The sequence below is a fragment of the Streptomyces sp. NPDC045778 genome, assembly GCF_056431945.1.
The window spans coordinates 13,077-37,768 of record NZ_JBWKJZ010000049.1 but is presented as its reverse complement, the minus strand read 5'-3'; the positions used below and the strand labels follow the sequence as shown (position 1 = coordinate 37,768).

The window sequence follows — 24,692 nt, the reverse complement described above, 5'->3', positions numbered from 1 at the left end:
ACGGCACTGAAGGGCCCCTTCCCCTGCGGGGGAGGGGCCCTTCGTATGCCTGGACGGGGGTCCTCGCGTGCCAGGACGGGGCCTTTCACCTGCGTCAGGACACGCGGCGGCACCCCTCGGGGTTGATCGCTGAGGGCAAAGGTTTCTTTACGCGGAGTCTGCTGACATGGGCGCGCGCATGACAGATGATCATTAAGTGCGTGGGTGGGCCTGACCACCGTCCGCGCCGTCATCAGGGGGAGAGTTGAGGCAGGGACAGGGGGGCACGCCACGGGCGTGACCGGCACGCGCGGACGGCACCGTCCCGCCGTGTGAACACTCGGCCGCGTGAACGCGGCCCGGGGAAACCACCATGCGCAGCGCCCGCCAGGCACCGTGCGCCCCTGCCGCGCGCGGCGGCCCGCCGTCGGGTCCCGCGCGCTGCGCGAGCACGCCGGCCGGGTGATGTCCGTGGTCGCGTACGCCGGGGACAGCCGCACCCAGACCGTCGACGACCTGCGGGGCGTCCGCGACGTGGTGCGCACCGCCGACGAGTCCATCTGGCTGCACGCGGACGCCTGTTGGGGCCTGCTGTGCGCCTTCAGCGACGAACTGCGCGGCCTCATCGCGGGCATCGCGGACTACGACAGCGTGACCGTGGACCCGCACAAGGTCATGGGCGTGCCGCACAGCCTCGGGGCGGTCCTGGTCCGGGACCCGGGCAGCCTGCGCGCCATCTCCAGCCACTCGGGCCTCATCATGGGTGACGACTTCGACTTCGGGCAGGTCACGCCGTTCGTCGGCACCAAGGCCTGGCTGTCCTTGAAGCTGTGGATGATGATGCGCACGCGTGGCCGCGCGGGCCTGGCTCGACTCGCCGAGGACCGCGTCGACACGGCGCGGCGCTTCGCCGACCTCGTCGACGCCCACGACCGCCTGATCCGGCTGCACCCGGTGGACATGATGGCAGTCACCTTCCTGTACGTGCCCGAGGACGTGGATGTCACCGCCCCGGACATCGAGCGGATCAACGAGGCCAACCTGCGCATCCACGAGCGCATGCTCGCCGACGGCACCTGGCACCTGCACCACTTCGGCCTGCCGGACGACACCGGCGTCCTGAAGTACGGGGCGACGCTGTACCCGATGCGGTTCATGGCGGCCAACCCGCGCATCGAGGAGCAGCACATGACCGGCGTCCTCGACTACGTCCTGGAACTCGGCGCCCTGTTCGACAAGGGAGAGCTGTGATGGCACGTCACACCACTCATGCCGTACGGGAGTTCCGCACGCTGACGCCCTTCAGCGCCAGCCCGGTCGCGCACGACCCGCGTGACGTGCTGCGCCTGGCCCTGTCCGAGAACCCCCTCGGCCCCTCCCCGAAGGCCATGGACGCGGCGCGCGCCGCCCTCGAACACGCCCACTGGTACCCGCACTCCGACGGCGAACCGCTGCGCGGCCGCCTCGCCGCGCACTACGGCCTGGCCGGGCACCAGGTCGTCGTGGGCAACGGAGTGGACGAGATCATTCTGCTCGTCGCCCTCGCCACCGCCGACGCGGACCGCCCGACGGTCATCACCGCGAACACCTTCGCCGGGTACGCGGCCTCCCTGGAGACCGTGGGCCACACGGTGACCACGGTGCCGCTGGCCGACGGGAGCGGGGTCGACCTGCACGCCGTGTGCGAGGCGGCGCGCGACGCGGCCTGCGTCCTGGTGTGCAACCCGCACAACCCGACGGGCACCGCCCTCACCGCCGACCAGGTCACCACCCTCGTCGAGGTGTGCGCCGACGCCGGGGCGCTCCTCGTCCTGGACGAGGCGTACGCCGAGTTCGCCGACGCCGGGCACTTCGGCAGCGGCCTTGCGCATCTGGGGCGGCCGGGCGTGGTGGTCCTGCGCACCTTCTCCAAGGCGTACGGACTCGCGGGCCTGCGCTGCGGCTACGCCCTCGGCGACGCGGACCTCGTCGCGGCGATGACCGCGATCCGCACCGCCCTTCCGTACAACACCAACCGGGTGGCTCTCGCCGCCGCGGCCGCCGCCCTCGCCGACCAGGACCACCTGCGGACCGTGGTCGACGCCTGCGCGACGGCCCGTCGGGAGCTGACGTCCGGGCTCGCGGACCTGGGTGTGGAGAGCCTGCCCTCGCAGACCAACTTCGTGCTCGCCCGCCTGGGCGAGGACGCCGAGGAGGCCGCGGCCGTCGTCGCTCGCCTCGCCGGCCACCACGGCATCCACATCAGGGACGCGGCGGGCCTGGGTTTCGGGGGGTGGGCGCGGGTCAGCGTTCCGCACACCCGCGACGTACCTCTGCTGACCTCCGCGCTGCGCTCCGCCCTGGCGGAGCCGGACACGTCCGCCTGAACCGGAGCATCCGTGTCCAACCCCTACCGGAAGATATTCGCCGCGCCCGGCGCGGCCTCGTTCACCGCCGCGGGCTTCTTCGGGCGCATGACGCTCTCCATGATGGGTGTCGGCGTCATCACGCTCGTCTCCCAGGTCACCGGGCGCTACGGCCTCGCCGGAGCGCTGGCCGCGGCCTTCGCGCTCGCGGCCGCCGTGATCGGCCCGCAGACGTCGCGCCTGGTGGACCGGCACGGCCAGGCGAGGGTGCTGCGCCCGGTGACCCTCGTCGCTGTCGTCGCGGTGGCGGGGCTGCTGCTCTGCCTGCGCCACGACGCCCCCGAGTGGGCCCTGTTCGGGTGCGCCGCGGGCATCGGCTGCGCGCCGAACGTCGGCTCGATGGTCAAGGCCCGCTGGGCCGAGGTCCACCGGGGTTCACCGCGCGAGCTGCACACCGCGTACGCGTGGGAGGCCGTGGTGGACGAGGTCTGCTACATCGTCGGCCCCATCGTCTCCATCGGCCTGTCCACCGCCTGGTTCCCGCAGGCGGGCGTGGTGCTCGCGGGCGGATTCCTCACGGCCGGCGTGCTGTGGCTGACCGCCCAGCGCGCCACCGAGCCCGCCCCGCACCCCCGGCAGGGCGGGGGAGGGGGCCTGGCGCTGCGCTCCCGTGGGCTCCAGGTGCTCGTCGCCACCTATGTCGCCATCGGGGTCATCTTCGGATCCGTCGACGTGGTCACGGTGGCGTTCGCGGAGGAGCGCGGCCACAAGGGGGCGGCGAGCCTGGTGCTCGCCGCGTACGCGATGGGCTCTTGCGCCGCCGGGATCGTCCTCGGCCTGGTGCACCTCAAGGGCACGCCGTACGCGAACTGGCTCGCGGGGGTGTGCGCCATGGCGGTCACGGTGCTGCCGCTGCTGTGGGCGCACAGCCTGGGGGCCCTCGCGGCGCTGCTGTTCGTGGCGGGCCTGTGCATCGCCCCCACCATGATCACCGCCATGCCGCTCCTGGAACGGCACGTGCCCCCGGGCCAGTTCACCGAGGGCATGTCCTGGACCGGCACCGGCCTCGCGATCGGCCTCGCCGTGGGGTCCTCGGCCTCCGGCTGGGTCGTGGACGACTGGGGCGCCGAGGCGGGTTACGCCGTGCCGTGCGTGGCCGGGGCGGCGGCTCTCGGGGTGGCGCTCGCGGGGGGCCGTCGTCTGCGGGGGCCTTCGGCACGGGGTGAGGTCGTCGATGAAACCGTCGGTCATGCGGGGTGAGCCTTGGTTCGGTGCTCACGTACTGAAGCACCCGGTCGACCGTCAGGCCCCCCAGGGCCGGGGCACGCAGCAGCGCTCCAGGGGTGACCAAGTACCCGTCGTGGTGCGTGAAGGAGACCCCCGCCAGTTGGGAGGCAACGCCAGTTCCTTCATCCCTCTCTCCCTCATGACCGCAGAGTATTCCGCGCGACGGACCACAGCCGCACGCCACCGCCTCCCGCTGGGGGATCAGCGGGAGGGGACCTGCAAAGGCTGGCCGGGGTGGAGTGGGGTGAGCTGGTGGACGTCGTGGCGTTCGCGTAGTTCCTGGACTGCTTCGGGGGTGGCCGGGGCTTTACGGGTGAGGAGGTCGAAGAGGTCCTCGAAGTAGTGCTCGTGCCCGGGTGGCGGCGCGGCCTGAAAGAGCATGCGGGCGGGGGCGGGGCCGGGGTTGCTGAAGGCGTGGGGGCAGCCGGGCGGGATGTGGATGAGGGTGCCGGGACCGCCGCGGACCGCTTGGCCGCCGTCCTTGGAGCGCCATGCCCGCCAGTTGTCCGCCGTGCGCACGGTGGGCTCGAAGGCGAACAGGTCGACCTCGCCCTCCAGGACGTAGAAGAACTCTTCGCTGCGCGTGTGCAGGTGGGCGCCGACGTCGAAGCCGACCGGGACGAGGACCTCGAAGAGGGAGCCGACGGCCGACCGCTCGCCGGTGATCTTGAAGGTGACGTGCTGGGCCGGGCTGGTCAGGGTGCGTCCGCCGCCCGGGGGCAGGACCAGGCCGTCGCGGCTCACCAGGCGACCGGCAGGGCGCGCGGACCGCGGATCAACTCGCCGAGCCGCCAGATGACCTGCTCGGCCGGTACGGCCAGGCGCAGCGTCGGGTAGCGGTCTGCCACCGCCCGTAGCATCACTTGCGCCTCCACGCGTGCGAGGGCGGCCCCGACGCAGTAGTGCGGTCCGTGGCCGAAGGACACGTGGGGGTTGGGGTGGCGGTCGAAGTCCAGTTCGTCGGGGCGGTCGAAGACGGCCGGGTCGCGATTGGCGGCGAGGTAGGAGGAGTACACGGCCTCGCCGCGCCGGATCGTCACCCCGCCCACCTCGACATCCTCGGTGGCGATCCGGGACTGGCCGACGCCGTTGCGGTGCGGCACCCAGCGCAGTAGCTCCTCCACCGCACCCGGCAGCACCTGCGGTTCGGTGCGCAGGCGCTCCATCAGCTCCGGCCGGGTGAGCAGGACGTAGAACATGGTGGAGGAGTTGAAGCGGACCGCGGTGAATCCGCTGATCTGCATGAGTACCGCGAAGGCCACCATCTCGGCGCGGGTGGCGGTGCCCTCCCGCTCCGCCTCCATCAGGTGACTGAGCAGATCGTCCTGCGGGCAGGCGAGCCGACGGGCGGCGAGGGCGTCGAAGTAGGCGCGGATCTCCCGCTTGGCCCGCTCGCTGTGCTCGCGGCCGAGGCGGGACGTGATGATCTGCTCGGTCCACAGAGCTACTTGCTCCCGGTCCTGCTCGGGGACGCCCATCACCTCGCTCATCACATCCCGTGCGAAAGGGGTGGTGAGCTGTTCCATCAGGTCCACGGGAGGCCCCTGCCGGTCCATCGCGTCCAGGAGCTGGTGCGCCATCTCCTCCGCGCGCGGGCGCAGTTGGTCGATCCGGCGTGTGGTGAAGGCGGACGAGGCGGACCGCCGCAGCCGGGTGTGTTCGGGCGGATCGGCGAAGCCGACCGCGTCGTCCAGCGGGATGGCGTGGGGGGCGAGCCGGGTGACCTCGCGGCCCCGCAGGGCGGAGCGGCTGAACCGCGCGTCGGAGGTCACCTTGGTGACGTCCGCGTACTTGCCCGTGAGCCAGGCGTCTCCTTCGCCGTGCGGCAGCTTGATGCGGCCCAGCTCGGGCAGTCGCAGGCTGCGGCGCATCACCGGGTCGAAGTCCAGTTCGTTGAGGGCGTCGACGGTCCAGAAGACGGGCTCGGACATGGGTCCCCTTCCTGTGTCTGGCGTGTCGGTGCGGACGGTCGGTCCTGGCCGGCTGACATGGTCCAACTGCCCAGTGTCATCTCGGCGGTGATGCCAGGCCCGAAGCCGGCGAGGAGGCCCCGGTGAGTTTCCTCGGCCGAGCCTTCGTCGAAGAGCCGCCCCAGCGCGTCAAGGACCACGGCGCTGGCGATGTTGCCGTGCTCGGTGAGCGTGGCCCGGCTGTGCCGGAACGCCTCGGCGGGCACCTTCAGGAAGCGGCTGAGGTCGTCGAGGATCCGGGGTCCGCCGGCGTGGATGAGGTAGAAGTCCAGCTCGGAGGCGTTCCACCGGTGCTGTTCCGCCAGGGCCGCCAGGACCGGTGCGAGCGGGGCCATGGTGCCCGGCACCCGCCGGTCCAGCTGGAAGTGGAACCCGGTCGCGCGGACCGCGTACGAGATCCACTCCTCGGTGCCCGGGATCAAGTAGGAGGCGTTGCGCTCAAGGCGCATGCCGCAGCCGCCTTCGCCCCGCACGACCACGGCGGCGACCGCGTCCCCGAACAGCCCGTTGGACAGGAGCGATCCGATGCTCAGGTCCACGGGCTGGTAGCAGAGCGAGCAGAACTCGCAGGACACGACGAGCGCGTTGGACTGGGGATAGGCCGTGCAGAAGTCGTGCGCGCGGTTGACCGCCGCGGCGCCGGCCGCGCAGCCCAGCTGGGCGATCGGCAGCTGCCTGGTCTGGGGGCGGAACCCCATCATGTTGATCAGCCACGCGGTGAGCGAGGGCATGCTGAAACCGGTGCAGGAGACGAAGACGAGCAGATCGATCTGGTCGGCCCTCAGCCCGGCATGCTCCAGAGCGCGCCGGACGACGCGCGGCACCCGCTTCTTCGCCTCGGTGAAGAACAACGAGTTGCGTGCCTCGAAACCGGGGTGTTCCAGCACGCGCTCGACCGGCTGGATGAGGTGGCGCCGGCGCACCCCCGTGTTCGAGATCAATCGCAGGACGAGTGCCAGGTCGGGGTGGTCCCGGTGCAGCGTCCTGGCGATCTCCAGTGTGTCGTCCATGGTGAGGGGATGTTCCGGTACCTCGGTCACCGGTCTGCAGAGCACTGCCATGACGAGAGTCGCCTCCCTGCCAAAGGGCCGACGAACCGACACGAAGGCCATGTTGATGGAGTTGTGCGGTGGTTCCCTCAAGGAAAGCATGATTCGTATCATCAGCGACATCACTCCCAAAGGGGATGAGCCGAAAATGCGTGTGAGGGGCACACTGTCGGGCCCAACTGTGCAGGTGCGTGCGCCCTCTTGGCGGCCCGGCCCTGACGTGCGCGGCCGGGCAACCGCGCCCGGTGAGGCGACGCGGCTCGCCGTACACCAGGTGGCAGGTGGACGAGGTGGACGACGATGCCGTGATTACCCATCACGCGGGCTTTCTGCGCGGGGAGTTGAGAGGGCTCTGCCGAGGTGCGTGCGCTCGACGTCCTCGGCCTGGCCCTGCCGGCCGCCGGCCGCCAGCCGCGCCGAAAAGGAAACTACTTCCACACGACGGCCACGACCGCCGCAGCCGCCGTGAACACCCCGACGGCATAGAAAGCCCACGGCTGTTTATTGCGCATCCCCACCATTGCGGTCACCGCCACCAGGATGTCGAGGGCCAGTTTCACCGCCATCTTCGCGTGCGGCACCGACAGGTCCAGGGATATCCGGGTCCAGATGAGCCCCGCACCGGTGACCAGCTGCACGACCGCGCTGCTCAGCATGTAGCTGCCCGTCACCGGGTCCTTCCCCCGCAGCTGGAAGAAGAGACCACCGAGAAGCGCGGCGAACCCGAAGAGGTGGAAGACAAGGAATGTGTTCCGAAGAATCTCCATGCCGCTGATCGTTCCATAGAGCTAGAACAAATTGACGGCCTTTACGCAGAAATTCGACCGGGCCGCGAGCCATGTCCGACACCGCTTTGTCGACGAGCCGTCCGATCCTTACGCGCCGTCCGGTCCTCGCCGTCCGTTCCTCACGCGCCGTCCGTTGCTCACGCGCCGACCGTTCCTCACGGACCGGCCGGGGCCCCACGATCTGCGCGCTCCCCGTGCGGGGTCTCGGGCTGACGTATCCACGCGCCCAGGAGCCCAAGCGCCTCTTCGGAACTGGAGCCTGCCTCGGCGGTGTAGACACTCAGCCGCTGGTCCGGGTCGGCGGGCAGGGTGAGGGACTCGTAGTTGAGGGTGAGGGGGCCGACGACCGGGTGGTGGAAGTGTTTGCTGCCGTGCGTGTGCCGGTGCACGTTCTGGTCGGCCCACCAGCGGCGGAAGTCCTCGTCGGTGATGGAGAGTTCGCCGACGAGTTCGGCGAGCAGGGGATCGTGGAGGTGGCGTCCGGCGTCGCGCCGGAGCGAGGCCACGATGTCCCGGGCGTGGGTGTCCCAGTGGGTGTACAGCGAGCGGGCGGTCTCGTCGCGGAACATGAACCGCACCAGGTTCCGCTCGCGGTGCGGCAGCGTGTCGAAGTCGGTGAGCAGCGCCCGTGCCATCTGGTTGGACGCGAGCACGTCCAGGCGCCGCCCGAGGACGAGGGCGGGGGTGTGGTCGAGGATCCGAAGCAGGTCGCGAAGGCCCGGGCGGACCGGCTGTGGACGCGTCGCCGTGCGGCGGGGCCTGCCCGTGGCGGGCTTGGCGAGCTGGAACAGATGGGCGCGCTCGACGGGATCGAAGCGTAGCGCGCGGGAGATGGCATCGAGGACGGCCTCGGAGACGTTCAGGCGGCGTCCGCGTTCCAGGCGTACGTAGTAGTCGACGCTCACACCCGCCAGCTGCGCGATCTCTTCGCGGCGCAGTCCTGGCACGCGCCGGGAGCCGCCGTCGTCGGACAGGCCTGCCTGGCGCGGGGTGATCCGTGCCCGCCGGGAGCGGAGGAACTCGGCGAGAGCTGCGTTGCGGTCCATGCCGTTCACGATAGGGGCCGAGATCGCCCCGACGGCCTGCGAGAGGGGGACTGGCAGTCCCCCGGTCCGGCTGTCCCCGGGGCGTAGCGGACCCCCCGCAAGCCGCTCGGCGGCCGATTCCGGTGCTGAAGTGGAACGTGTCGAGACCGGCCGGGGTCCGACCGTCCCGGCCGGCATCTCTTGGCATCGGCCAGGGCCCAGCTGTCCCGGTCGGCCTCTCTTCACATCGGCCAGGGCCCAACCGCCCCGGTCGGCCGCTATTCGCAAACGTACGAAGGGAACTCCTGTGTCGGACACCAAGACATTCCTGATCACCGGCGTCAGCACCGGCCTTGGCCGCGCACTCGGTCGCGCGGCGCTTGCCGCGGGCCACGGGGTGGTGGGCACGGTGCGCACGCCCGCCGACGCGCGGGCCTTCGAGGCGCTCGACGGCGACGCGCACGCCCGCATCCTGGACGTGACCGACCATGACACGGTGGCCACGGTGGTGGAGGAGACCGAGCGCGACCTGGGCCCCGTCGACGTGCTCGTCGCCAACGCCGGGTACGGACATGACGGCCTCTTCGAGGAGTCGTCGATGGACGACCTCCGCCGTCAGTTCGAGGTCAACGTCTACGGAACCGTGGCCGTGATCAAGGCCGTACTGCCGCACATGCGGGAGCGCCGCCGCGGCCACATCATCGCTGTCACCTCGATGGGCGGGCTCGTCACCATGCCCGGTCTCAGCTTCTACCACGGCAGCAAGTTCGCGGTGGAGGGCATCCTCGAAACCCTCGGCAAGGAGGTCGCCGATCTCGGCATCCACGTCACCGCCGTCGAGCCGGGCAGCTTCCGGACCGACTGGTCCGGCCGCTCGATGATCCGCTCGCCCCGCGCGATCGCCGACTACGACGAGCTGTTCGAGCCGATACGCGCCCGGCGTGTGAACGGCAGCGGGACCCAGCCGGGCGACCCGGACAAGGCCGCGGCCGCGGTGCTGCGCATGGTGGCGGCCGAGCAGCCGCCGGCCCGCCTGCTGCTCGGCAACGACGCGCTGCGGCTCGTCCGAGCTGGACGCGAGGCTTTCGAGCGCGACATGCTCGCATGGGCCGACCTCTCGGCCTCCACCGACTTCGACGACGTCAGCCGACCGTCCTGACCTCACGCGCTGACGGGGCGTCGGCGCGTTTCCTCGAGGTTGGCGGTGTGCTCGCCGACACGAGCACACCGGTACCCGAAGGGGACGGCAGCGGGTACGAGGCCCCCGCCGGCCGGTTCGGCGTTTGCGTTCGCCAGATTCGGGAGGGGCACGAGCCGGGAGTCGGCGGTGGGGTACTGGATCAGTCGGCGTCACCGATTCGTTCCTCACGCGTGGTGTGTGACTCCGGCGGATCGGAGGGGCGCGAGTAGAACTGCTGCGCCCATTTCCGGTACGGGCCGATGGGGCCATCGCCGCGGGCGAGACGGGGCGGGTCGGTGTAGACCTTGGCGTTCCGGACAGGGAGGTCCGCGTCCGAGTCACGGGCCAAGGCGTAGAGATTCATCCGCGCCATCGCGTCGCAGGGCAGCCGGGAGGCAACGCGTGGCAGTCGGCTCAGGGGGCCGGTGTCGTTCGTGAGGGGCACCGTGGTGCCGATCAGGAGTTCCAGGTGCCAGGGGACGACCGGGTGGGGAGAGACGACGACGTCGATGTCCACGCCGGGGGCGGGCACCTGAATCTCCATGTGGATGAAGCAGAGGCCGTAGAGCGTGAAGGAAAGGTCGGCGGCGATCTTTCCCAACGGGGGATACGCGTGGACGGCGCGCAGCGTGAGGGTGAGCCGGTGCTCGTCGGGGACCGGCGGTGCCACCATGCTGCCGCCGTCGAATGTGTGCAGGGGCGCGAGGTGGCCCATGTCGACGGTTTTCTCGCAGATCTCCTGCGGGTGGGAGTCCGCTTCGTTACGCATGAATCTGACGGTGGAAGCGGGGTGCTTGAGAACCGAGGGCAGGTACCAGGAGGGAGGGCGGCCCGAAGAGCCGCCGGACCAGGCGAAGATGCCGCCGTTGACCTCCTGGCAGGGGAGGACGGCCAGCCGTTCCTGGACGGGCAGGCCGGTGTAACCGGGACCGGCACGCACCACCGCCCCCTCGGCGTCGAACGCGAAGCCGTGGAAGGGGCAGACGATCAGCTCCCCCTCGACACAGCCTCCGTGGCCGATGTGCGCGCCCAAGTGGGGACAGTAGGGGCGCGTGGCGTGCACCGCCCCGCGTTCGGTGCGGTAGATGACCACGTCCTCGCCCGTGAACCTGCGGATCACGACCCGTCCTGGCTTGACCTCGCGGGAACGTCCGCCTCGCACCATTCGAGTTCGCGGAGATCAGCCACACCATGCGCGGGGCGATCAGCCGCACCCTCGCGGGGCCGGGGCGGGAGCCCGTATCGCGGCCATGCTCCACTGCATTCCTGACGCCCAGCGTGACGACAGCTCGGCTGCGCCGGGGGGCTCCCTGGCCCACGCGTGCCGGACGGCGACGCGAGATGCGGAGGAATCGTGAAGAGATCGCGTTCGATTCTTGGGATTCGCTCACAGGAGCGGAAAACTCAGAGCGCTCACTCGGCGCTTTCGAACAGGTCGGGCGCCGACCCACGCGATGGGAGACCGATCAACGATGTTCACTCTGGTACGGAGCAGAGCGCGGGCGGCCGCGCTCGCGCTCTCGGCAGTCGCGGCCCTCGCCTTCGGCGCGACCACCTCGACCGGCGCGGCAGCGTCCCCCGCCCCGCCTCCCGTGAAACAGGGGCCCACCTCGGTGGCGTACGTCGAGGTGAACGACAACAGCATGCTGAACGTCGGCAAGTACACCCTCGCCAAGGGCGGCGGCAACGTCTTCGACGTCGCCGTGATCTTCGCGGCGAACATCAACTACGACACGAGCAAGAAGGCCGCGTACCTGCACTTCAACGAGAACGTACAGCGCGTCCTCGACAACGCCGCCACCCAGATACGGCCGTTGCAGCAGAAGGGCATCAAGGTCGTCCTCTCGGTGCTCGGCAACCACCAGGGCGCGGGCTTCGCCAACTTCCCGAACCGGCAGGCCGCTTCGGCGTTCGCCAAGCAGCTGTCGGACACCGTCACCAAGTACGGCCTCGACGGCATCGACTTCGACGACGAGTACGCCGAGTACGGCAACAACGGCACGGGCCAGCCCAACGCCAGCTCGTTCGTGCACCTGGTGACGGCGCTGCGCGCGAACATGCCGAACAAGATCATCAGCCTCTACAACATCGGCCCGTCCGCGTCGCGCCTCTCCTACGGCGGCGTCGACGTCTCGTCCAAGTTCGACTACGCCTGGAACCCGTACTACGGCACTTGGCAGGTCCCCGGCATCGCCCTGCCCAAGTCGAAGCTCTCGCCGGCGGCCGTCGAGATCGGCAGGACCTCGCAGAGCACGTCCGCCGCGCTGGCCCGCCGCACCGTCAGTGAGGGGTACGGCGTGTACCTGACGTACAACCTCAACGGCGCCGACCGCAGCGCCGAGATCTCCGCGTTCACCAGGGAGCTGTACGGCAGTGACGCCGTCTACACGCCGTAAGGCGACCGCCCGCCAGGGCCTGCGGTACTCCTGCGGGGCAGCCCGCGTTCCGTAGGCCGTGATCACGCACGCCGCGCCTTCGACAACGTTGTCGGAGGTGCGGTGTGCGGGCTGGACGCGGCCGACCGCCGAGCCGGCCTCGGGCGATCTGCGGCTGAGCCGGCCGCGGTCAGCCGGAAGCCGCAGCGCACAGAGCGGCAGATGGATCATGGACACCCCCAGGCCCGCGCCACGGGCCTCATACCTCAATGCGAGCTGTAGCCCCCATGCCCCGCACCCCCGCCGCACACGACCAGCCCCCGCACCACGCCAACTCCCCTTGGGAGCAATGGCCTCCGGCCGCCCTCGAATCGAAGCCGGGCCTCATCCCGGCCCCGCCCGGCACGCCCTACCACGCGCAGGGCAGGAACGGCCGGGCCACCAGGCGTGACTGGTGGGGAGAGCTTCTGCTGGTCACGGTCCTGGTCGCGGGGGCCCTCCTCGGCGTCTACGTGGTCGGCGTCATCCTCGCCGACGCGCTGCACGCCGGCCCGGCCGCGTCGGACGGTGACCGGGTCTTCGCGTCCCCGCTCGTCGACACGGCTCTGCAACTGGCCGCACTGGGAGCCGCCATCCCCGCGGTCCTGGTGGGCGTGCGCCGCTTCGGCCGCCGCCCGGCAGGCACCATCTCCTCTGTCACCGGCCGTCTGCGCTGGGGCTGGCTCCTGCGCTGTGCCGTGGTGGCCGTTCCCGTGATGGCCGCGCAGCTGGGCCTGTTGCTGGTGTGGACCTGGGACGCGGACAGCTCCCCGGCACCCCGGCAGGGCTATCCCGGCTGGCCGATGCTGGTGCTGAGTCTTGTGGTGCTGTGGACGTTGATCCCGTTCCAGGCCGCCGCCGAGGAGTATGTGTTCCGTGGCTGGCTCGTCCAGCTCACGGGACGCCTCACGCGGTCCCCATGGCCCGGCGTCACGCTCGCCTCGCTGCTCTTCGCCCTGGCCCACGGCCTGGGGGAGCCCACCGGATTCGCCCTGCTGTTCTACTCCGCGCTGTGGTGGGGCTGGCTGGTCGTCCGCACCGGTGGACTGGAGGCCGTGATCGCCCTCCACACCGCCAACAACGCCTTGGCCATAGGCCTGGCCGCCGCCTTCGGCGAGCTGGCCGACAACGGCACCGCCGCCGACGCCCCTTGGCAGGCCCTCGTACTCGAGGTGGTCTTCTCCCTGCTGTACTGCCTGACCGTGGCACGGCTCGCCGACCGGCACGCACTCAACCGCCGGACCCCGTGACAGCTCGGGCCGACCCCCGCGTTTCCCGTACGTCATGACGCTGCGAAGCACGGTCACCGGGGACTTGAAGCTGCCGCAGCGTAAGCCTCTAACGTCGTGAGCAGAGCCGGAGTTCCCGGCTCGGTGAGGCACCTGTGGGGGAGGCGGCGATGGCCTGGCCGATCGCGGAGGTCGTCCGGATGTCGGGTGTGACGGCCAGGACGCTGCGGCACTACGACGACATCGGTCTGCTGCCACCGGCCTGGATCGGAGCCAACGGCCACCGCTACTACGAGGAGCGCCAGCTGCTGCGGCTGCAACAGGTCCTCGTACTGCGGGAGCTGGGCCTGGGGCTGCCCGAGATCGGTCGGATCCTGGCCGCGCAGGTCGACGAGCTGAAGGCCTTGCGGGGCCACCACCGCCAGCTGCTCGCCGAACGCGACCGGATCGACGCCCTGGCCGCCACCGTCTCCCGCACGATCACCGAACTGGAACAGTCAAGAAGGGACGGCAATGTCATGACCACCATCAGTCGGCCGGAGAACCTGTTCGTGGGCATCCGGCCAGCACAGTGCATGAAGGTCCTGTACGACTTCCCCGAACTGGTCGAGGCCGTCGAACGGCACGCCTCGGCGTCGAGCGAGGCCGAGCGCGTGGCCGAGGAGCGCGAGCGCACGGCGCAGCTGGTCCGCCTCGCGGAGCTGCTGGCCGCCGGCCTGCCCGCTGACGCCGCCGCGGTGCAGGCCGAGGTCGACACCCAGTACCGGACGCTGGCCCGGATCCGGGCGGCCACCGCCGAGGAGTACCGCGCGATCGGGCGCACCTGCGTGGAGAACGAGCACTGGCGTGCGGCGTACGAGGGGATCGCGCCGGGCCTGGCCGCGTACCAGCGGTCCGCGATCGAGGCGTACGCCGCGACTCGGTTGCGCTGAGCCCTGTCGCGGGGGGAGGTGACAGGACCCCTTGGCAGCTCGGGCGCACGACCGCTGGAGCGCCGACGGGCCCTGTGGTCCTCCCGAGGGCCGGGACGGCCAGCGGGAGAGGTCGTGGGCGGCGCTCGTACGACCCGGCAAGCCCGGTCTCAGCGCGCTTTGATGCCACTGTGCCGCGGTGGGAGGCGGGCGAAACGTGTGTTCGTCGCCAGCGAAGACGGTCATGACCCACGGCCGCTGTTGCCAGGGTGGGCTCATGAACACGACACCGGATGGACGGTCGATCCCGCCCGCGCACGCTGACGAGCGAGCCATGCTGGAAGCATGGCTGGACTTCCACCGTGCGACGCTCGCCCTGAAGTGCGCGGGCCTGAGAGACGATCAGCTACGGCTCGCCGCCGCGTCACCGTCGTCGATGACGCTGCTCGGCCTCGTTCAGCACATGGCCGAGGTGGAGCGCAAGTGGTTTCAGCAGGTGTTCGCGGGTCAGGCCTTGTCGACGGTCTTCGGCGAGGACGGCCTCTACGGCTTCGCCCTTGAGCCGGAACGAGGCATCGACGAGGCGACGGCTATCTGGCAAGCGGAGATCGCACGAGGGCGTGAGCTGATCGCTCACGCATCCCTCGACGACTCCGGCCGCTTGTCCGAGCAGGAGGCGCGTATCGTCGGCGATCAGACGATATCCCTGCGCTGGATCATGACGCACATGATCGAGGAATACGCACGGCACAACGGTCACGCCGATCTCCTTCGCGAGCAGATCGACGGAGTCACCGGCGTGTGAGACGTGCTTGCGCGGTGGGACGGGCCGCGCAGATCTGGGCGTCCACGCCTCGTACCGCCCCGACCGGCCGGTACCGCCGATGGCTGGTGCCGGCCGGTCGGGGCGGTTGTGCGGCTACCTCAGATGCCGGATGAAGAACTCGGCCGCGGCCTCTCCCGCGAACCGCGGGACACCGGTGTGCCCGCCCATATTGGCGTGCAGAGTCTTCTCCTTGGAGCCGAAGGCGTCGAACAGGTCCAGGGCCGCCTGCCGGTCGTTGCCCTCGTCGTCCCACTGGAGCAGAACGTGCAGCGGAATGGTGACCCGGCGCGCCTCTTCGTACATGGCGCGAGGGATGAAACTCCCGGCGAACAGAACGGCGGCCGAGATGCGCGGCTCGACCACCGCGAGGCGGGTGCCGATGGAGATCACGCCCCCTGAGTACCCGACCGGGCCGTTGATCTCGGGCAGCGCGAGGAGCGCGTCCAGGGCCGCCTGCCATTCCGGGACCGACCTGTCGACGAGCGGGAGGATGAGGGCGTCGATGACCTCGTCGCTGACCCGCTCGCCGGCCTCCAGCGCCCGGCGCAGATCGGCGAGGGCCTGCTCGGCGGCGGGCAGGCGGGGCCGGTCGCCGCTGCCGGTCAGTTCGATGGTGGCCGCGGCGAAGCCGTCGGCCGCAGCGTGCTGGGCCCGGGCCACCAGGCGGGGATAGGCCTTGCGCAGCCCGACGGGAGGGGGACTGAGCAGGATCAGCGGCGTCGGCGTCGGCGCGGACGCGGGGAGCCACAGGATGCCGGGAATCTCGCCGAGAGTGAATTCACGCTCGACGACATCGTCATCGAGGCGCTGTTCGGAAGCGAAGTGCATGGTCGTGCCTTTCGGGAGGGCTCACAGACGGCGCTCCCGGGCGACGACCTATCGCCCGACCGTGACCCCGGAGGAGAGCACCCATGTCGATACAGCGTTCACGGGTACCACCTCCTCGTTCTCTCGCACGGCCTCCGGAAAAGTAGCAGTGGTCGCCGTGGTCCCGCCAACGGTTTCTCGCGGGACCGATCCAGAGGGCCCGCCCTCCCACGGCAGAACGATCGCTCCTGACGTCAGCCGTCGACTCTCTCTTGCAGGTGGACGGTCACGGTGTCCCCTTCCTCCTTGCCGATCGCCTTGCGCACTTCCGCCTTCACAGGCAGCTTGTGCGTCCCGTCCCCCAGGGCCATGAAGGAGCTTCGGAACGGATGACCGTCGATCGTGCCCCGGACCTTCACCAGGCCACGGGTGCCGAAGAACTCGACCGACTCGGGCCACACGACGTAGGTCCAGCCGCCTTTGCTCGGGCTCTTCCGCAGGGTCGCGGTGAACTGCTTGTCCATCTCGGGTACCGCCTGTTCAGGAGTCTTCGATGAGGATGAGGCTGTTTCCGTCCGGGTCCCGCACGGCGAACATGGGCGGCACCGCGGGCCCCATCCGCAGGACCTCCGCATCCGCGTCGACGCCGCGTGCGCGCAGGTCCGCGTGGTCGGCGTCGGCGTCCCGGGTCGTGAGGCGGATGCCGGCCGGGAGCCCTTCGGGAACGAGCGCGACAGTCGTCGCCGCCCCGGGTGGCGCCACCTCGATCCAGCGCCCGTCGCCGAAAGGTACGTCCCGGCGTACTTCGAAGCCCAGCTCATCGACGTAGAAATCGATTGCCTTCTGCTGATCGGTGACGCGGACCCCGACCGCGGCCACCTGCGTGATGTGGGTGCCCTTGCTCATCCCATGCCTCCGCTTCCTTGACATTCACAAGGTAGGACGGGGGCAGGCGGGAAAACTCATCGCTGGCTGCGAAGCTAGACCGAATGAGGGCCGTCGCCAGGGCGAGCGTGGCCTGATGCGGCACTACCCCCCCGTCGACTTTGTTCGTACGACGCTCCAGTTCCCTGGCGAGTTCCTGCCAGGAGACGGAACAGTCCTGGGTGAGCTGTGCGACGGAGGCAAGCCGGTGAGTCGGCATGGACTCGACGAACTGTCCCAACTGCCCGCTGTCGAGGGCCAGGACGCCGAGCCACTGGAGCAGCAGCCTCCCCCGTAGGGTCAGCCGCGCAGAAGGGCCCTTCCGCCAGCTGCTCAGCAGCTGGCGCTGTGCGGCCTGCACGCCCGGGCCCCGTGGTGGTGTCCCTTCAGGGGCCGGCGTCCGAGCCGAGGCTGATGTATGCCGCTGCCCGGCCCCGCCGACGGAGTTCGAACCGAGCGCGTACGCCCCTGTCTCGCCTCGGAGTGCCGCCCGTACGTCGTGCGCGGTGCCGACGGAGATGCCTGCCTCCCTCGCGATCTCCCGGAGGGGCGTGTGGGATCTCGTCATCGCGGCGCAGTATCACCGCCTGGAGCCGGTGCATGCCGTCGATGACGCGCAGGGTGGACCGTTGGACCAGGATCGGCGGGAGGCCCTGCCGCAGGCCCCTGCGCCCGTCGCGCAACCCGGATACGCAGGAGCTGGACGAGGACGAGGACGATGACAGGGGCGGGCTGCACTGATTCCCGACCGCTCCTGTACGGCCGGGACCGGCCCCGTTCCTTCGAACGGGGCCGGTCCCGGTGCGTCAGCCGGCGACGGTGCTCAGGTCGCCGGGCACGTAGGAGCCGCCCTGGTTGTTGAGGATCACGCCGATCCGGTTGGTCGCGTTGATCATGGCGACGAGGGAGACGAGAGCGATGGCCTGCTCCTCGTCGTAGTGCTTGCGCACCTCGGCCCAGGTCTCGTCAGTGACCCCCGCGTATCCGTCGATGATGCGGGTGCCTTCCTCGGTGAGGGCCAGCGCGGCCCGCTCGGCGTCGGTGAACACGGTGGAATGCCGCCAGGCGGCGACGAGGTTGAGCCGGGCCGCGTCCTCGTCGGCTGCGGCGGCGTCCTTGCCGTGGATGTCGACGCAGAAGCCGCAGCCGTTGATCTGGCTGGCTCGCAGCTGCACCAACTCCTGGGTGGATTTGGGCAGCGCCGACTCGTGGATGACCTGGCTGACGGCGTAGATCCGCTTGCCGATCTTTGTGCCGAGCTGGGTGTCGAACAGGTTCAAACGGGTTTCCATCGGGTTTCCTCACTCGTGGAATCGTGTGGCTGATGCCCATAAGGTGCCGGTCGCCGCGCTCTTGTGACACGGGGCAGATGTGACGTGGGTTACGGGGCGCGGCTGTCACAGAACCGAGGCCGGCGGCGTCCCGTGTACGACACGCACCACACGTATAGAGACAGAAGTTGGGAACTGACGATGGTGGACAGGGATGCCGGTATCGACACGGGGGCGACCACGGCCACGGCCAAAGCCACGGCTACGGCCACGGACAGCTTCATTTCCCACCGCAATCTGCTGTTCACGGTGGCCTACGAGATGCTGGGCTCGGCGGCCGACGCCGAGGACGTCCTCCAGGAGACGTGGCTGCGCTGGTCGGGCGTCGAGCACGCCACAGTCCGCGACCCGCGCGCCTTCCTGGTCCGCATCACCACCCGCCAGTGCCTGACCCGCCTTCGCACACTCCGCCGCCGCAAGGAGTCCTACGTCGGCCCGTGGCTGCCCGAGCCGCTGCTCGTCGCGCCCGACGTGGCCGATGACGTCGAGCTGGCGGACAGCGTCTCCATGGCGATGCTCCTCGTACTGGAGACCCTCGCGCCGACCGAGCGTGCCGTGTTCGTGCTGCGGGAGGTCTTCGACCTGGATTACGACGAGATCGCGCGGGCCGTCGACAAGACCCCGCCCGCCGTCCGCCAGATCGCGCACCGCGCCCGCGCCCATGTCGCCGCGCGCCGCCCTCGCGAGACGGTCTCCCCGTCCCAGACCCGCGACGCGCTCGCCGCCTTCCAACAAGCCGTTGAAACAGGTGACTTGACGGGGCTCCTCGGCATCATCGCCCCGGACGTCGTCCTCCTGACGGATGGCGGCGGAGTCGTCCGGGCCGCCGTGGAACCGGTGGTGGGCGTGGCCGACGTGACCGCGGTCCTGGCCAGGCTCAGCGGCGCCCCGCTGCAACCGACCCTCGTCAACGGCCACCCGGCCCTGATCCTCCGTCGCGACGGCCGGATCGACACGGTCGTGGCCCTCCGTCTGGACGCCGGCCTCATCACCGGCCTCTACGCCGTCCGCAATCCCGAGAAGCTGTCACGCATGGACCGCGAGACGGCGATGGGCCGCTGACGCCGGGGCCGCCGCCTGGGCCGGCGCCGCAACGGGAGGCCCGTACCCCATCCCGTCGATGAGGTCCTACGCAATTACCGGCCGCCCAGGAAGCGGTGGTGCCGTGCGGCAGCCGGGAGTAAGGTCCGCGCATGGCCGATGTGGTGGATGCTGAGGAACTGCTGCGGCGTATCCAGGTCGCGCGCGACTGGGCTGCTCGTGAGGAACAGCAGCTGGACGCGGCGGCCAAGGCCGCGTCCGACGAGACCGATGGACTGGGTCTGACCATCCGGTCCTCGGCTTTCGAGGCTGTGCGCCTGGTGCTGGACGAGATCATCCAGCCGGGCACCCACAGGAACAGCAAATAGCGCGCGGTGCGGGCCTCGTAGCCGCGTGCGCGGGGCTTTCACCCATCGAGTCAGGTCAGGCCAGGTCGAGGAAGTCCCACCGGGCGTCCGGCCGGGCTCCGCTCAGCCACTTGCCGCAGTTCTGGAGCACGACCGGGCTCGACGTGATGTGCTGCGTGCCCGTCCCGAGGTCGCGCAGGAAGCGGTCGACCGGGCCGCGGCGGATGGCCGCCGAGCCGGCCCAGCGGTGCACGGTGCGGCCCACACCGGACGCGGTCGAGGTCGCGTGGTTCAGCACGAGGCGGATCAGGGTGTGCTGCTCCGTGGTCGGCAACTCGCCCTGGTCAAGGGTCTGTTCGACGTCCTGCCAGACGTCGAAGGCCCAGGACCGGGCCGCCCGGAGCCGGGCCTCCGCCGTAGCGTACTCGGCGTGGAACTGGGAGGTGTCGACCGCGGCGCCCCGCGAACCACTCCGTGCCGCGGCCACCCGCTTCAGCTCGTCCAGGAGCCGCCGTCCTACGCCCAGGGCCCAGCCCGTGTGTCCGATCGCGGACATGTTGACCAGGCCGAGGCGGTAGAGGGCGCCGCCGTTGACCGGGGTGTCCGTGGTGGCGACGTAGGTGTACTCGTACGGTACGAACACGTCGGTGCAGTGGTAGTCGACGCTGTAGGTCGCGCGAAGGCCGAGCACGTCCCAGTTGCCGTCCAGGGTCACCTGCGCCTTCGGCATCGCCAGGACCCGCAGCTCACCGGTGCCCTCGACCTGGATCGCGCTGTGGATGTGGGTGGCGTGCGCCATCCCGGAGGCGAACTGCCACTGGCCGCTGACCCGGTAACCACCCTCCACGGGGACGGCCCGGCCGGGGCGTGTGCCGTGCCCGGACAGCAGCGCGTACTTCCCGTTGGGAACGTCGGGGAACAGGGCGGCCGCCGCGTCCTCGGCGAGGTACGCCGCAGTCGTCCCGGTCATCATTTGCAGCGCGAACATGGTCCACCCGGCCGCGGCATCGTGATAGCTCACCCGCTCCGCCGTCTCGATCAATTGCCGCGGCGCGAACTCGTACCCACCCAGGCTCAGGGGAAGCTCCGCCCGCACGATCCCGGTGTCCAGCAGCGCCTGCGCTGTGTCCTTTGGCAGTCTGCCCAACTCCTCGGCGGCATCGGCCCGTTCATCGAGCATCCCCCCGAGCGCGTCGATCCGCTCCAGCACCCCCGCCAGTTCCGCACTGACATGCAGCCGGCCCTTGTCCCCCATGGAATTCCTCTCCTCGCGGCCTGGTTGCCGATCGTCTCACGCGCCGCCAGGCGGGCCGACGCCCGTAGCGCAACTGGCGGTGAAGTACCAGCGCGGAGGGCTCCCGTCCGGTTCACCACCACGGGGCGACAGCCCAGGCCCCGTACAACCAGCACGGTGTCCTCCTGCGTCTGTTGTCGGTGAGCCTTCTCATCAGCGGGCGGGGTCTGACCCGGCAGGCCCCGCCGCACGGAGGGGGCTCGCTGTGCCGCCACCACCATCCGTCCGGCGAACCGTGCCGCCGTCGGCATCGAGGAGACGTCCGTGCTCGATATCCCCTGCACCCCCGTCAGCCTGCCGCGGCCCGACGGCGCCCGCCTGGCCCTGTACCTCCGCGGGCCCAGCGACCCCGACCTGGTGCTCGTCCTGGCGCACGGCTGGCAGGCGACCTCCGCCATCTGGGACAAGACCGTGGAGCAGCTGGTCCGCCCCGGCACGCTCATCGTGCGCTACGACCAGCGCGGACACGGCCGTTCCACCATCGGTACCGCCCCGCCGGCGATCCCTCTGCTGGCCGACGACCTCCAGGCCGTCATCGCCGCCACCGCACCCGGTGACGTTCCGGTCGCGGTCGCCGGGCACTCCATGGGCGGCGCGGCCGTTCTCGCGCTGGCCGCGGCCCGCCCCCGGCTCGTCGGGGACAAGATCACCGCGGTTCTGCTGGCCGCCACCAGCAGCGGCGGCCTTGACCTCGCCGGCGCCGGGTATCCGCTCCCGACGCGCATGGTCGGCCTGATGCGCCACGTCATGGCCACCGTGTGCGTGTACGCCCCCGGCGTGGCACTCCGCCTGCACAACCTCTGGGAGCCGAGGCTGAGCACGCAGCCGCCGATCGATGTCGCCGCCCGGTGGTTCAAAGCGCTGATGCGTTACGACGTCACTGAGTTCGAGGCCTTGCGGCGGGTTCCGGTACACATCCTGGTGGGGGAGAACGACCCCGTCATACCGCCCGCCCACTCACGCCGGTTGGCCGAGCGGATCCCCACCGCCCGGCTCCACGTCGTCCCGCGAGGCTGTCACCGCCTGCCCACCCGCCACTCGTCGTCCGTCGTCCCGGTGGTGGACCTCACCTGCTCCGACGCGCTCCGCCGACTGCCTGACGCCGACAGCCCGCCGCGGGTCGCCGAGCCCGCCGAGCCGTGACCGGCCCCGGGGCCCGGCGGCGGCTCACCCTTTCAGGCAAGGGCCGTGCCCCGACCTCGTACCCGGCGACCGGCACCGACTGCCGGGAACGGATCACGGACAATGCCGGAATGATTCAGCCCAGAATCCGCGTCGCCGCGTACGTGATCCGGTATCGCGCGGTTCCCGAACTGCTGGTGTTCGACCACACCCACATGCCCGAGGCCGGCACCCAGGTTCCCGCGGGCGGGGTCAGAGCCGGCGAAGGCCTGGAGGGCGCGGTCCTTCGGGAGGTCGCAGAGGAGAGCGGTCTGCTGACCGCCGCCGCGGTGGTACGGCGGATCGCGGTGGAGGACAAGCCGCACCCCGAGACGGGGCGGCCCCGACGCACCAGCTTCTTCCACCTCCAGGTACCCGCGGACACGCCCGACGCATGGGAGCACCGGGTCGGCGGCGAGGACGGGGACGCCGGTCTCCTCTTCGCCTGCCGGTTCCTTCCGCTCCCGCTGGAGCGGCCCCTGGCTGACGACCAGGACGCCTGGGTGGGCCGCATCGACCCACGCTGGACCACCGTCACCCGTCTTCGCTGAAACCCGGGGCTGTTGTTGCCCAGGCGGTCGGCGGGGTGGGAGAACCGACCGGCACGACGTGGCGTCTGCGCACGAGACGGCAGCCAGGCCGTTGCCGGAGCCTAGGGGTGTCGGAGAGGCGGCTGGTGCGTGTTCGTCCTGCTGATGGTGGGCGCCCAGTTCGCCATACCGTGCTGGGCCGTTGTGGCCGTGGTGAAACTGCTGTCAGTCGCCCTTCCCGGGCGCCGACCTGACTGGGGCAGGGACCTGCTGCGCTGGAGCGCGGGCATGATGGCGGCCGCAGCTGTCATCGTGTACGCACTCGGGCTCGGGCTGGTCCAGTGGGATGCGAACGAAGCCGAGTCGGGCGCGGGGTCCTCGCCCGCCGTTCCTTGCCGTTCCCTCCCTCCCGGCTCCCTGGAGCGACTCGCCGGGCACGAACCGTCCTACTTCCCGCTGGGCTTCGATTGCCTGCTCAGCGATGGCCGCGTCGTCGCCGGCAGCGGCCCCTATACGTGGCTCAACGCTGTGGCCGGCGCGTGCGCCGTGGCGGCGGTGGGCTCGCTGCTCGTGGTGAGGTTCCTTGGGGAGTACCGCGCGCGGGCGGAGGCGGGCGCGCGGGAGACGCTCCAGCGCTGAGCGGGGCCGTGGCCGCTGGCAGTTGGGCGCCGTAGGCTTCTTGTGTGCAGTGGCACCTGGTACTCGGTTTCGTGGCTGCGATCGCGCCCCTGACACTGATGCCCGGCACGAGTTTCACCTTGGTCACGCAGCGGGTGATCGCGGGTTCGCGCTCCGAGGGTGTGTGCGCCGCGCTCGGGTCGGCGTGCGGGCTCCTGGTCCATGCGGCGTGTGCTGCGGCCGGCTTGTCCGCCCTCGTCATGTCATCGGCCCGGGCGCTGACGCTGGTGAAGTTCCTGGGTGGCATCTACCTCATCTGGCTGGGCGTGGCCACGTGGCGCTCAGCACGACGTGCCGTAGAACCCACGACACGCAGGCGATGGCACCTGCCACGGGCCCCGCTAGGAGGATTTGGCCAAGGGCTCTGGTCCAACGTCCTCAATCCGAAGGCGGCATCCGTCCATCTCACCCTGGCGCCGCAGTTCCTGACCCCCAGCCGCCCCGTCGCGCCCCAGATCGCCGCCCTCGTGCTCGCTCATATTGCCGTCGTGCTGGCGTGGTTGCTCTTCTGGTCCTACGTGGTCCCCGCCGCGCGCACGGTGACCGACACGCCACGTTTTCGGCGTGGCATGACTTGCCTGGCAGGAACCGTGCTGGTCGCCTTCGGCTTTCGAACAGTGGCGGCGCGCTGAGCCGGGCCGGGATGGGCCGGCGATCAGATCCAGCCGTGCAGCCGGTCACCCCTCACAGTGGCCGGCTGCCGGCGCTAGTTCCTGAACGCGCTCATGGCTCGGGCTCAGGCCGGGCCGTAGTCCAAGGTGTAGAGGGCGTCGTCGAGGTTGAAGGTCAGCGTGCCGCGCTCGCCTTCGACCGTGTCGGTGCCGAGGTGGTCGTCGGCGTCCGGAAAGTCCTTGTCGTACAGGGAGACCGTGTCGCCTGCTGTGGCGAGCCGATTGACCGGCAGTGCCCTGGGGGCGTTGTGGTCGCAATCAATCGAGTCGGCCGACGACCAGACGGTTCTGCCGTTGATCTGGAGATAGACGTCGTCACCGTGGTTAACGTCTTCGGTCTCGTAGCAGGTGAGCGTGCGGAGGTTCACCGTCGCTGCCTGAGTGGCGACGACTGCACTGCTGGCGTGGACCGGGGCGGTCAAGGCGAGAGAAACGGCAGCCGTGGCCAAGGCGGTGGCCAAGGGGCGGTAGAAGCGCACGTGCATCCCTTCCGAGGGGGCAGCGCGAGAGCACCGGGCGCCGCTGTGGCCCCGGCCAGGACTGTGTCCCGTTTTCGTGCAAAAGGCAACATAATTGCGAGCTATTGCCCATGAAAGGTGTTGCCTTGCGTTTTCCGCCTTTTGGGTGAAGGGGCCTGGTTGTCCGGTGGTGGGCCCCGGGGCCCGGAGCCCGGAGAAATGCTGGTGCGGAGCCGCCGTGTCGTGGACGGGCAGGTCAGTGCGGGTTCTGGTGGAGGTGGGGCGAGGCGGGCACCTGGTGCGCCATTACGCGTTATTACGGGTCATAGCTGGCACCTGCTGAAGATTGTTGGGGCGTCATGTGAATGAAGTAGCGCGGGTGCGCACAGGTGCCGCTCAGCCAATTCACCGCATGGCATACATGGCCCCCGCCCCTGCGGGCACACT

27 protein-coding genes are annotated in these 24,692 nt (G+C 70.3%); 15 read left to right on the top strand and 12 right to left on the bottom strand.

Annotated features, from left to right (window positions below; genetic code table 11):
- The first annotated feature begins 327 nt into the window (after positions 1 to 327).
- The 3 genes from AC07GB_RS37145 to AC07GB_RS37135 are packed head-to-tail and all read left to right on the top strand — an operon-like array spanning position 328 to position 3,584.
- The gene (locus tag AC07GB_RS37145) at positions 328 to 1,230 is read left to right on the top strand and encodes a pyridoxal phosphate-dependent decarboxylase family protein (RefSeq protein ID WP_478853506.1); all 903 of its coding nucleotides are present in this window, start codon (positions 328 to 330) and stop codon (positions 1,228 to 1,230) included.
- Complete coding sequence (locus AC07GB_RS37140) at positions 1,230 to 2,345, top strand: pyridoxal phosphate-dependent aminotransferase (protein WP_478853504.1); 1,116 nt, start codon at positions 1,230 to 1,232, stop codon at positions 2,343 to 2,345. The genes AC07GB_RS37145 and AC07GB_RS37140 overlap by 1 nt, the downstream gene beginning before the upstream one ends.
- A 12-nt stretch (positions 2,346 to 2,357) precedes the next feature.
- Positions 2,358 to 3,584, top strand: coding sequence for an MFS transporter (locus AC07GB_RS37135; protein WP_478853502.1), 1,227 nt, complete (start codon positions 2,358 to 2,360; stop codon positions 3,582 to 3,584).
- 228 nt (positions 3,585 to 3,812) lie between these two features.
- On the opposite strand, the gene AC07GB_RS37130 is transcribed toward AC07GB_RS37135, so the two are convergent.
- The 5 genes from AC07GB_RS37130 to AC07GB_RS37110 all read right to left on the bottom strand — a co-directional run bounded on the left by AC07GB_RS37130 (position 3,813) and on the right by AC07GB_RS37110 (position 8,464).
- Positions 3,813 to 4,358: a cupin domain-containing protein gene (locus tag AC07GB_RS37130; RefSeq protein WP_478853520.1), complete on the bottom strand. Its 546-nt coding sequence runs from the start codon at positions 4,356 to 4,358 to the stop codon at positions 3,813 to 3,815.
- Positions 4,352 to 5,542, bottom strand: a complete 1,191-nt coding sequence (locus tag AC07GB_RS37125; RefSeq protein ID WP_478853500.1) for a cytochrome P450 — start codon at positions 5,540 to 5,542, stop codon at positions 4,352 to 4,354. Before AC07GB_RS37125 ends, AC07GB_RS37130 begins: the two co-directional genes overlap by 7 nt.
- On the bottom strand, positions 5,482 to 6,642 hold the full coding sequence (locus AC07GB_RS37120; RefSeq protein WP_478853498.1) for a type III polyketide synthase: 1,161 nt from the start codon (positions 6,640 to 6,642) through the stop codon (positions 5,482 to 5,484). The genes AC07GB_RS37125 and AC07GB_RS37120 overlap by 61 nt, the downstream gene beginning before the upstream one ends.
- A gap of 416 nt (positions 6,643 to 7,058) precedes the next feature.
- Complete coding sequence (locus AC07GB_RS37115) at positions 7,059 to 7,397, bottom strand: hypothetical protein (RefSeq protein WP_478853496.1); 339 nt, start codon at positions 7,395 to 7,397, stop codon at positions 7,059 to 7,061.
- Between the two features lie 176 nt (positions 7,398 to 7,573).
- Entirely contained in the window at positions 7,574 to 8,464 is an 891-nt protein-coding gene (locus AC07GB_RS37110) for a helix-turn-helix transcriptional regulator (protein WP_478853494.1), read from the bottom strand.
- Positions 8,465 to 8,750: 286 nt separating this feature from the next.
- Between AC07GB_RS37110 and AC07GB_RS37105 the strand changes: the two genes are divergently transcribed.
- Entirely contained in the window at positions 8,751 to 9,602 is an 852-nt protein-coding gene (locus AC07GB_RS37105; protein ID WP_478853492.1) for an oxidoreductase, read from the top strand.
- 181 nt (positions 9,603 to 9,783) lie between these two features.
- Here the strand turns inward: AC07GB_RS37105 and AC07GB_RS37100 are convergent, their stop codons facing one another.
- A complete protein-coding gene (locus AC07GB_RS37100) occupies positions 9,784 to 10,788 on the bottom strand; it encodes a Rieske 2Fe-2S domain-containing protein (protein WP_478853490.1) in 1,005 nt (334 codons plus the stop codon).
- A 307-nt stretch (positions 10,789 to 11,095) separates the two neighbouring features.
- On the opposite strand from AC07GB_RS37100, the gene AC07GB_RS37095 reads away from it, so the two are divergent.
- From AC07GB_RS37095 to AC07GB_RS37080, 4 genes are all read left to right on the top strand, one after another.
- A complete protein-coding gene (locus AC07GB_RS37095) occupies positions 11,096 to 12,019 on the top strand; it encodes an endo-beta-N-acetylglucosaminidase H (protein WP_478853488.1) in 924 nt (307 codons plus the stop codon).
- Positions 12,020 to 12,285: 266 nt separating this feature from the next.
- Positions 12,286 to 13,287: a lysostaphin resistance A-like protein gene (locus tag AC07GB_RS37090; protein ID WP_478853486.1), complete on the top strand. Its 1,002-nt coding sequence runs from the start codon at positions 12,286 to 12,288 to the stop codon at positions 13,285 to 13,287.
- Positions 13,288 to 13,436: 149 nt separating this feature from the next.
- On the top strand, positions 13,437 to 14,198 hold the full coding sequence (locus AC07GB_RS37085; protein ID WP_478853484.1) for a MerR family transcriptional regulator: 762 nt from the start codon (positions 13,437 to 13,439) through the stop codon (positions 14,196 to 14,198).
- Positions 14,199 to 14,454: 256 nt separating this feature from the next.
- Positions 14,455 to 14,982 (top strand): DinB family protein, encoded by a 528-nt coding sequence (locus tag AC07GB_RS37080; protein ID WP_478853482.1) that lies wholly within the window; start codon positions 14,455 to 14,457, stop codon positions 14,980 to 14,982.
- A 114-nt stretch (positions 14,983 to 15,096) separates the two neighbouring features.
- Here AC07GB_RS37080 and AC07GB_RS37075 read toward each other — a convergent pair whose 3' ends face one another.
- From AC07GB_RS37075 to AC07GB_RS37065, 3 genes are all read right to left on the bottom strand, one after another.
- The gene (locus AC07GB_RS37075) at positions 15,097 to 15,831 is read right to left on the bottom strand and encodes a dienelactone hydrolase family protein (protein WP_478853481.1); all 735 of its coding nucleotides are present in this window, start codon (positions 15,829 to 15,831) and stop codon (positions 15,097 to 15,099) included.
- A gap of 233 nt (positions 15,832 to 16,064) precedes the next feature.
- Positions 16,065 to 16,334 (bottom strand): DUF1905 domain-containing protein, encoded by a 270-nt coding sequence (locus tag AC07GB_RS37070; RefSeq protein WP_478853479.1) that lies wholly within the window; start codon positions 16,332 to 16,334, stop codon positions 16,065 to 16,067.
- Positions 16,335 to 16,350: 16 nt separating this feature from the next.
- Entirely contained in the window at positions 16,351 to 16,716 is a 366-nt protein-coding gene (locus AC07GB_RS37065) for a VOC family protein (protein ID WP_478853477.1), read from the bottom strand.
- 115 nt (positions 16,717 to 16,831) lie between these two features.
- Here AC07GB_RS37065 and AC07GB_RS37060 point away from each other — a divergent pair, with 115 nt between their 5' ends.
- Positions 16,832 to 17,032, top strand: coding sequence for a hypothetical protein (locus AC07GB_RS37060; RefSeq protein ID WP_478853475.1), 201 nt, complete (start codon positions 16,832 to 16,834; stop codon positions 17,030 to 17,032).
- Positions 17,033 to 17,540: 508 nt separating this feature from the next.
- Here AC07GB_RS37060 and AC07GB_RS37055 read toward each other — a convergent pair.
- Positions 17,541 to 18,026: a carboxymuconolactone decarboxylase family protein gene (locus tag AC07GB_RS37055; RefSeq protein ID WP_478853473.1), complete on the bottom strand. Its 486-nt coding sequence runs from the start codon at positions 18,024 to 18,026 to the stop codon at positions 17,541 to 17,543.
- A 180-nt stretch (positions 18,027 to 18,206) separates the two neighbouring features.
- Here AC07GB_RS37055 and AC07GB_RS37050 point away from each other — a divergent pair, with 180 nt between their 5' ends.
- Complete coding sequence (locus tag AC07GB_RS37050; RefSeq protein ID WP_478853471.1) at positions 18,207 to 19,127, top strand: RNA polymerase sigma-70 factor; 921 nt, start codon at positions 18,207 to 18,209, stop codon at positions 19,125 to 19,127.
- Between the two features lie 131 nt (positions 19,128 to 19,258).
- Positions 19,259 to 19,474 (top strand): hypothetical protein, encoded by a 216-nt coding sequence (locus tag AC07GB_RS37045; RefSeq protein WP_478853469.1) that lies wholly within the window; start codon positions 19,259 to 19,261, stop codon positions 19,472 to 19,474.
- A gap of 55 nt (positions 19,475 to 19,529) precedes the next feature.
- On the opposite strand, the gene AC07GB_RS37040 is transcribed toward AC07GB_RS37045, so the two are convergent.
- Positions 19,530 to 20,708, bottom strand: a complete 1,179-nt coding sequence (locus tag AC07GB_RS37040) for an acyl-CoA dehydrogenase family protein (RefSeq protein ID WP_478853467.1) — start codon at positions 20,706 to 20,708, stop codon at positions 19,530 to 19,532.
- Between the two features lie 303 nt (positions 20,709 to 21,011).
- Here AC07GB_RS37040 and AC07GB_RS37035 point away from each other — a divergent pair, with 303 nt between their 5' ends.
- The 4 genes from AC07GB_RS37035 to AC07GB_RS37020 all read left to right on the top strand — a co-directional run bounded on the left by AC07GB_RS37035 (position 21,012) and on the right by AC07GB_RS37020 (position 23,748).
- Complete coding sequence (locus AC07GB_RS37035) at positions 21,012 to 21,890, top strand: alpha/beta fold hydrolase (RefSeq protein WP_478853465.1); 879 nt, start codon at positions 21,012 to 21,014, stop codon at positions 21,888 to 21,890.
- 110 nt (positions 21,891 to 22,000) lie between these two features.
- Positions 22,001 to 22,459, top strand: coding sequence for an NUDIX hydrolase (locus AC07GB_RS37030; protein WP_478853463.1), 459 nt, complete (start codon positions 22,001 to 22,003; stop codon positions 22,457 to 22,459).
- A 129-nt stretch (positions 22,460 to 22,588) separates the two neighbouring features.
- The gene (locus tag AC07GB_RS37025; RefSeq protein ID WP_478853461.1) at positions 22,589 to 23,077 is read left to right on the top strand and encodes a hypothetical protein; all 489 of its coding nucleotides are present in this window, start codon (positions 22,589 to 22,591) and stop codon (positions 23,075 to 23,077) included.
- Between the two features lie 44 nt (positions 23,078 to 23,121).
- A complete protein-coding gene (locus AC07GB_RS37020) occupies positions 23,122 to 23,748 on the top strand; it encodes a LysE family translocator (RefSeq protein ID WP_478853459.1) in 627 nt (208 codons plus the stop codon).
- 104 nt (positions 23,749 to 23,852) lie between these two features.
- On the opposite strand, the gene AC07GB_RS37015 is transcribed toward AC07GB_RS37020, so the two are convergent.
- Complete coding sequence (locus tag AC07GB_RS37015) at positions 23,853 to 24,266, bottom strand: hypothetical protein (RefSeq protein ID WP_478853458.1); 414 nt, start codon at positions 24,264 to 24,266, stop codon at positions 23,853 to 23,855.
- Positions 24,267 to 24,692: the final 426 nt, after the last annotated feature.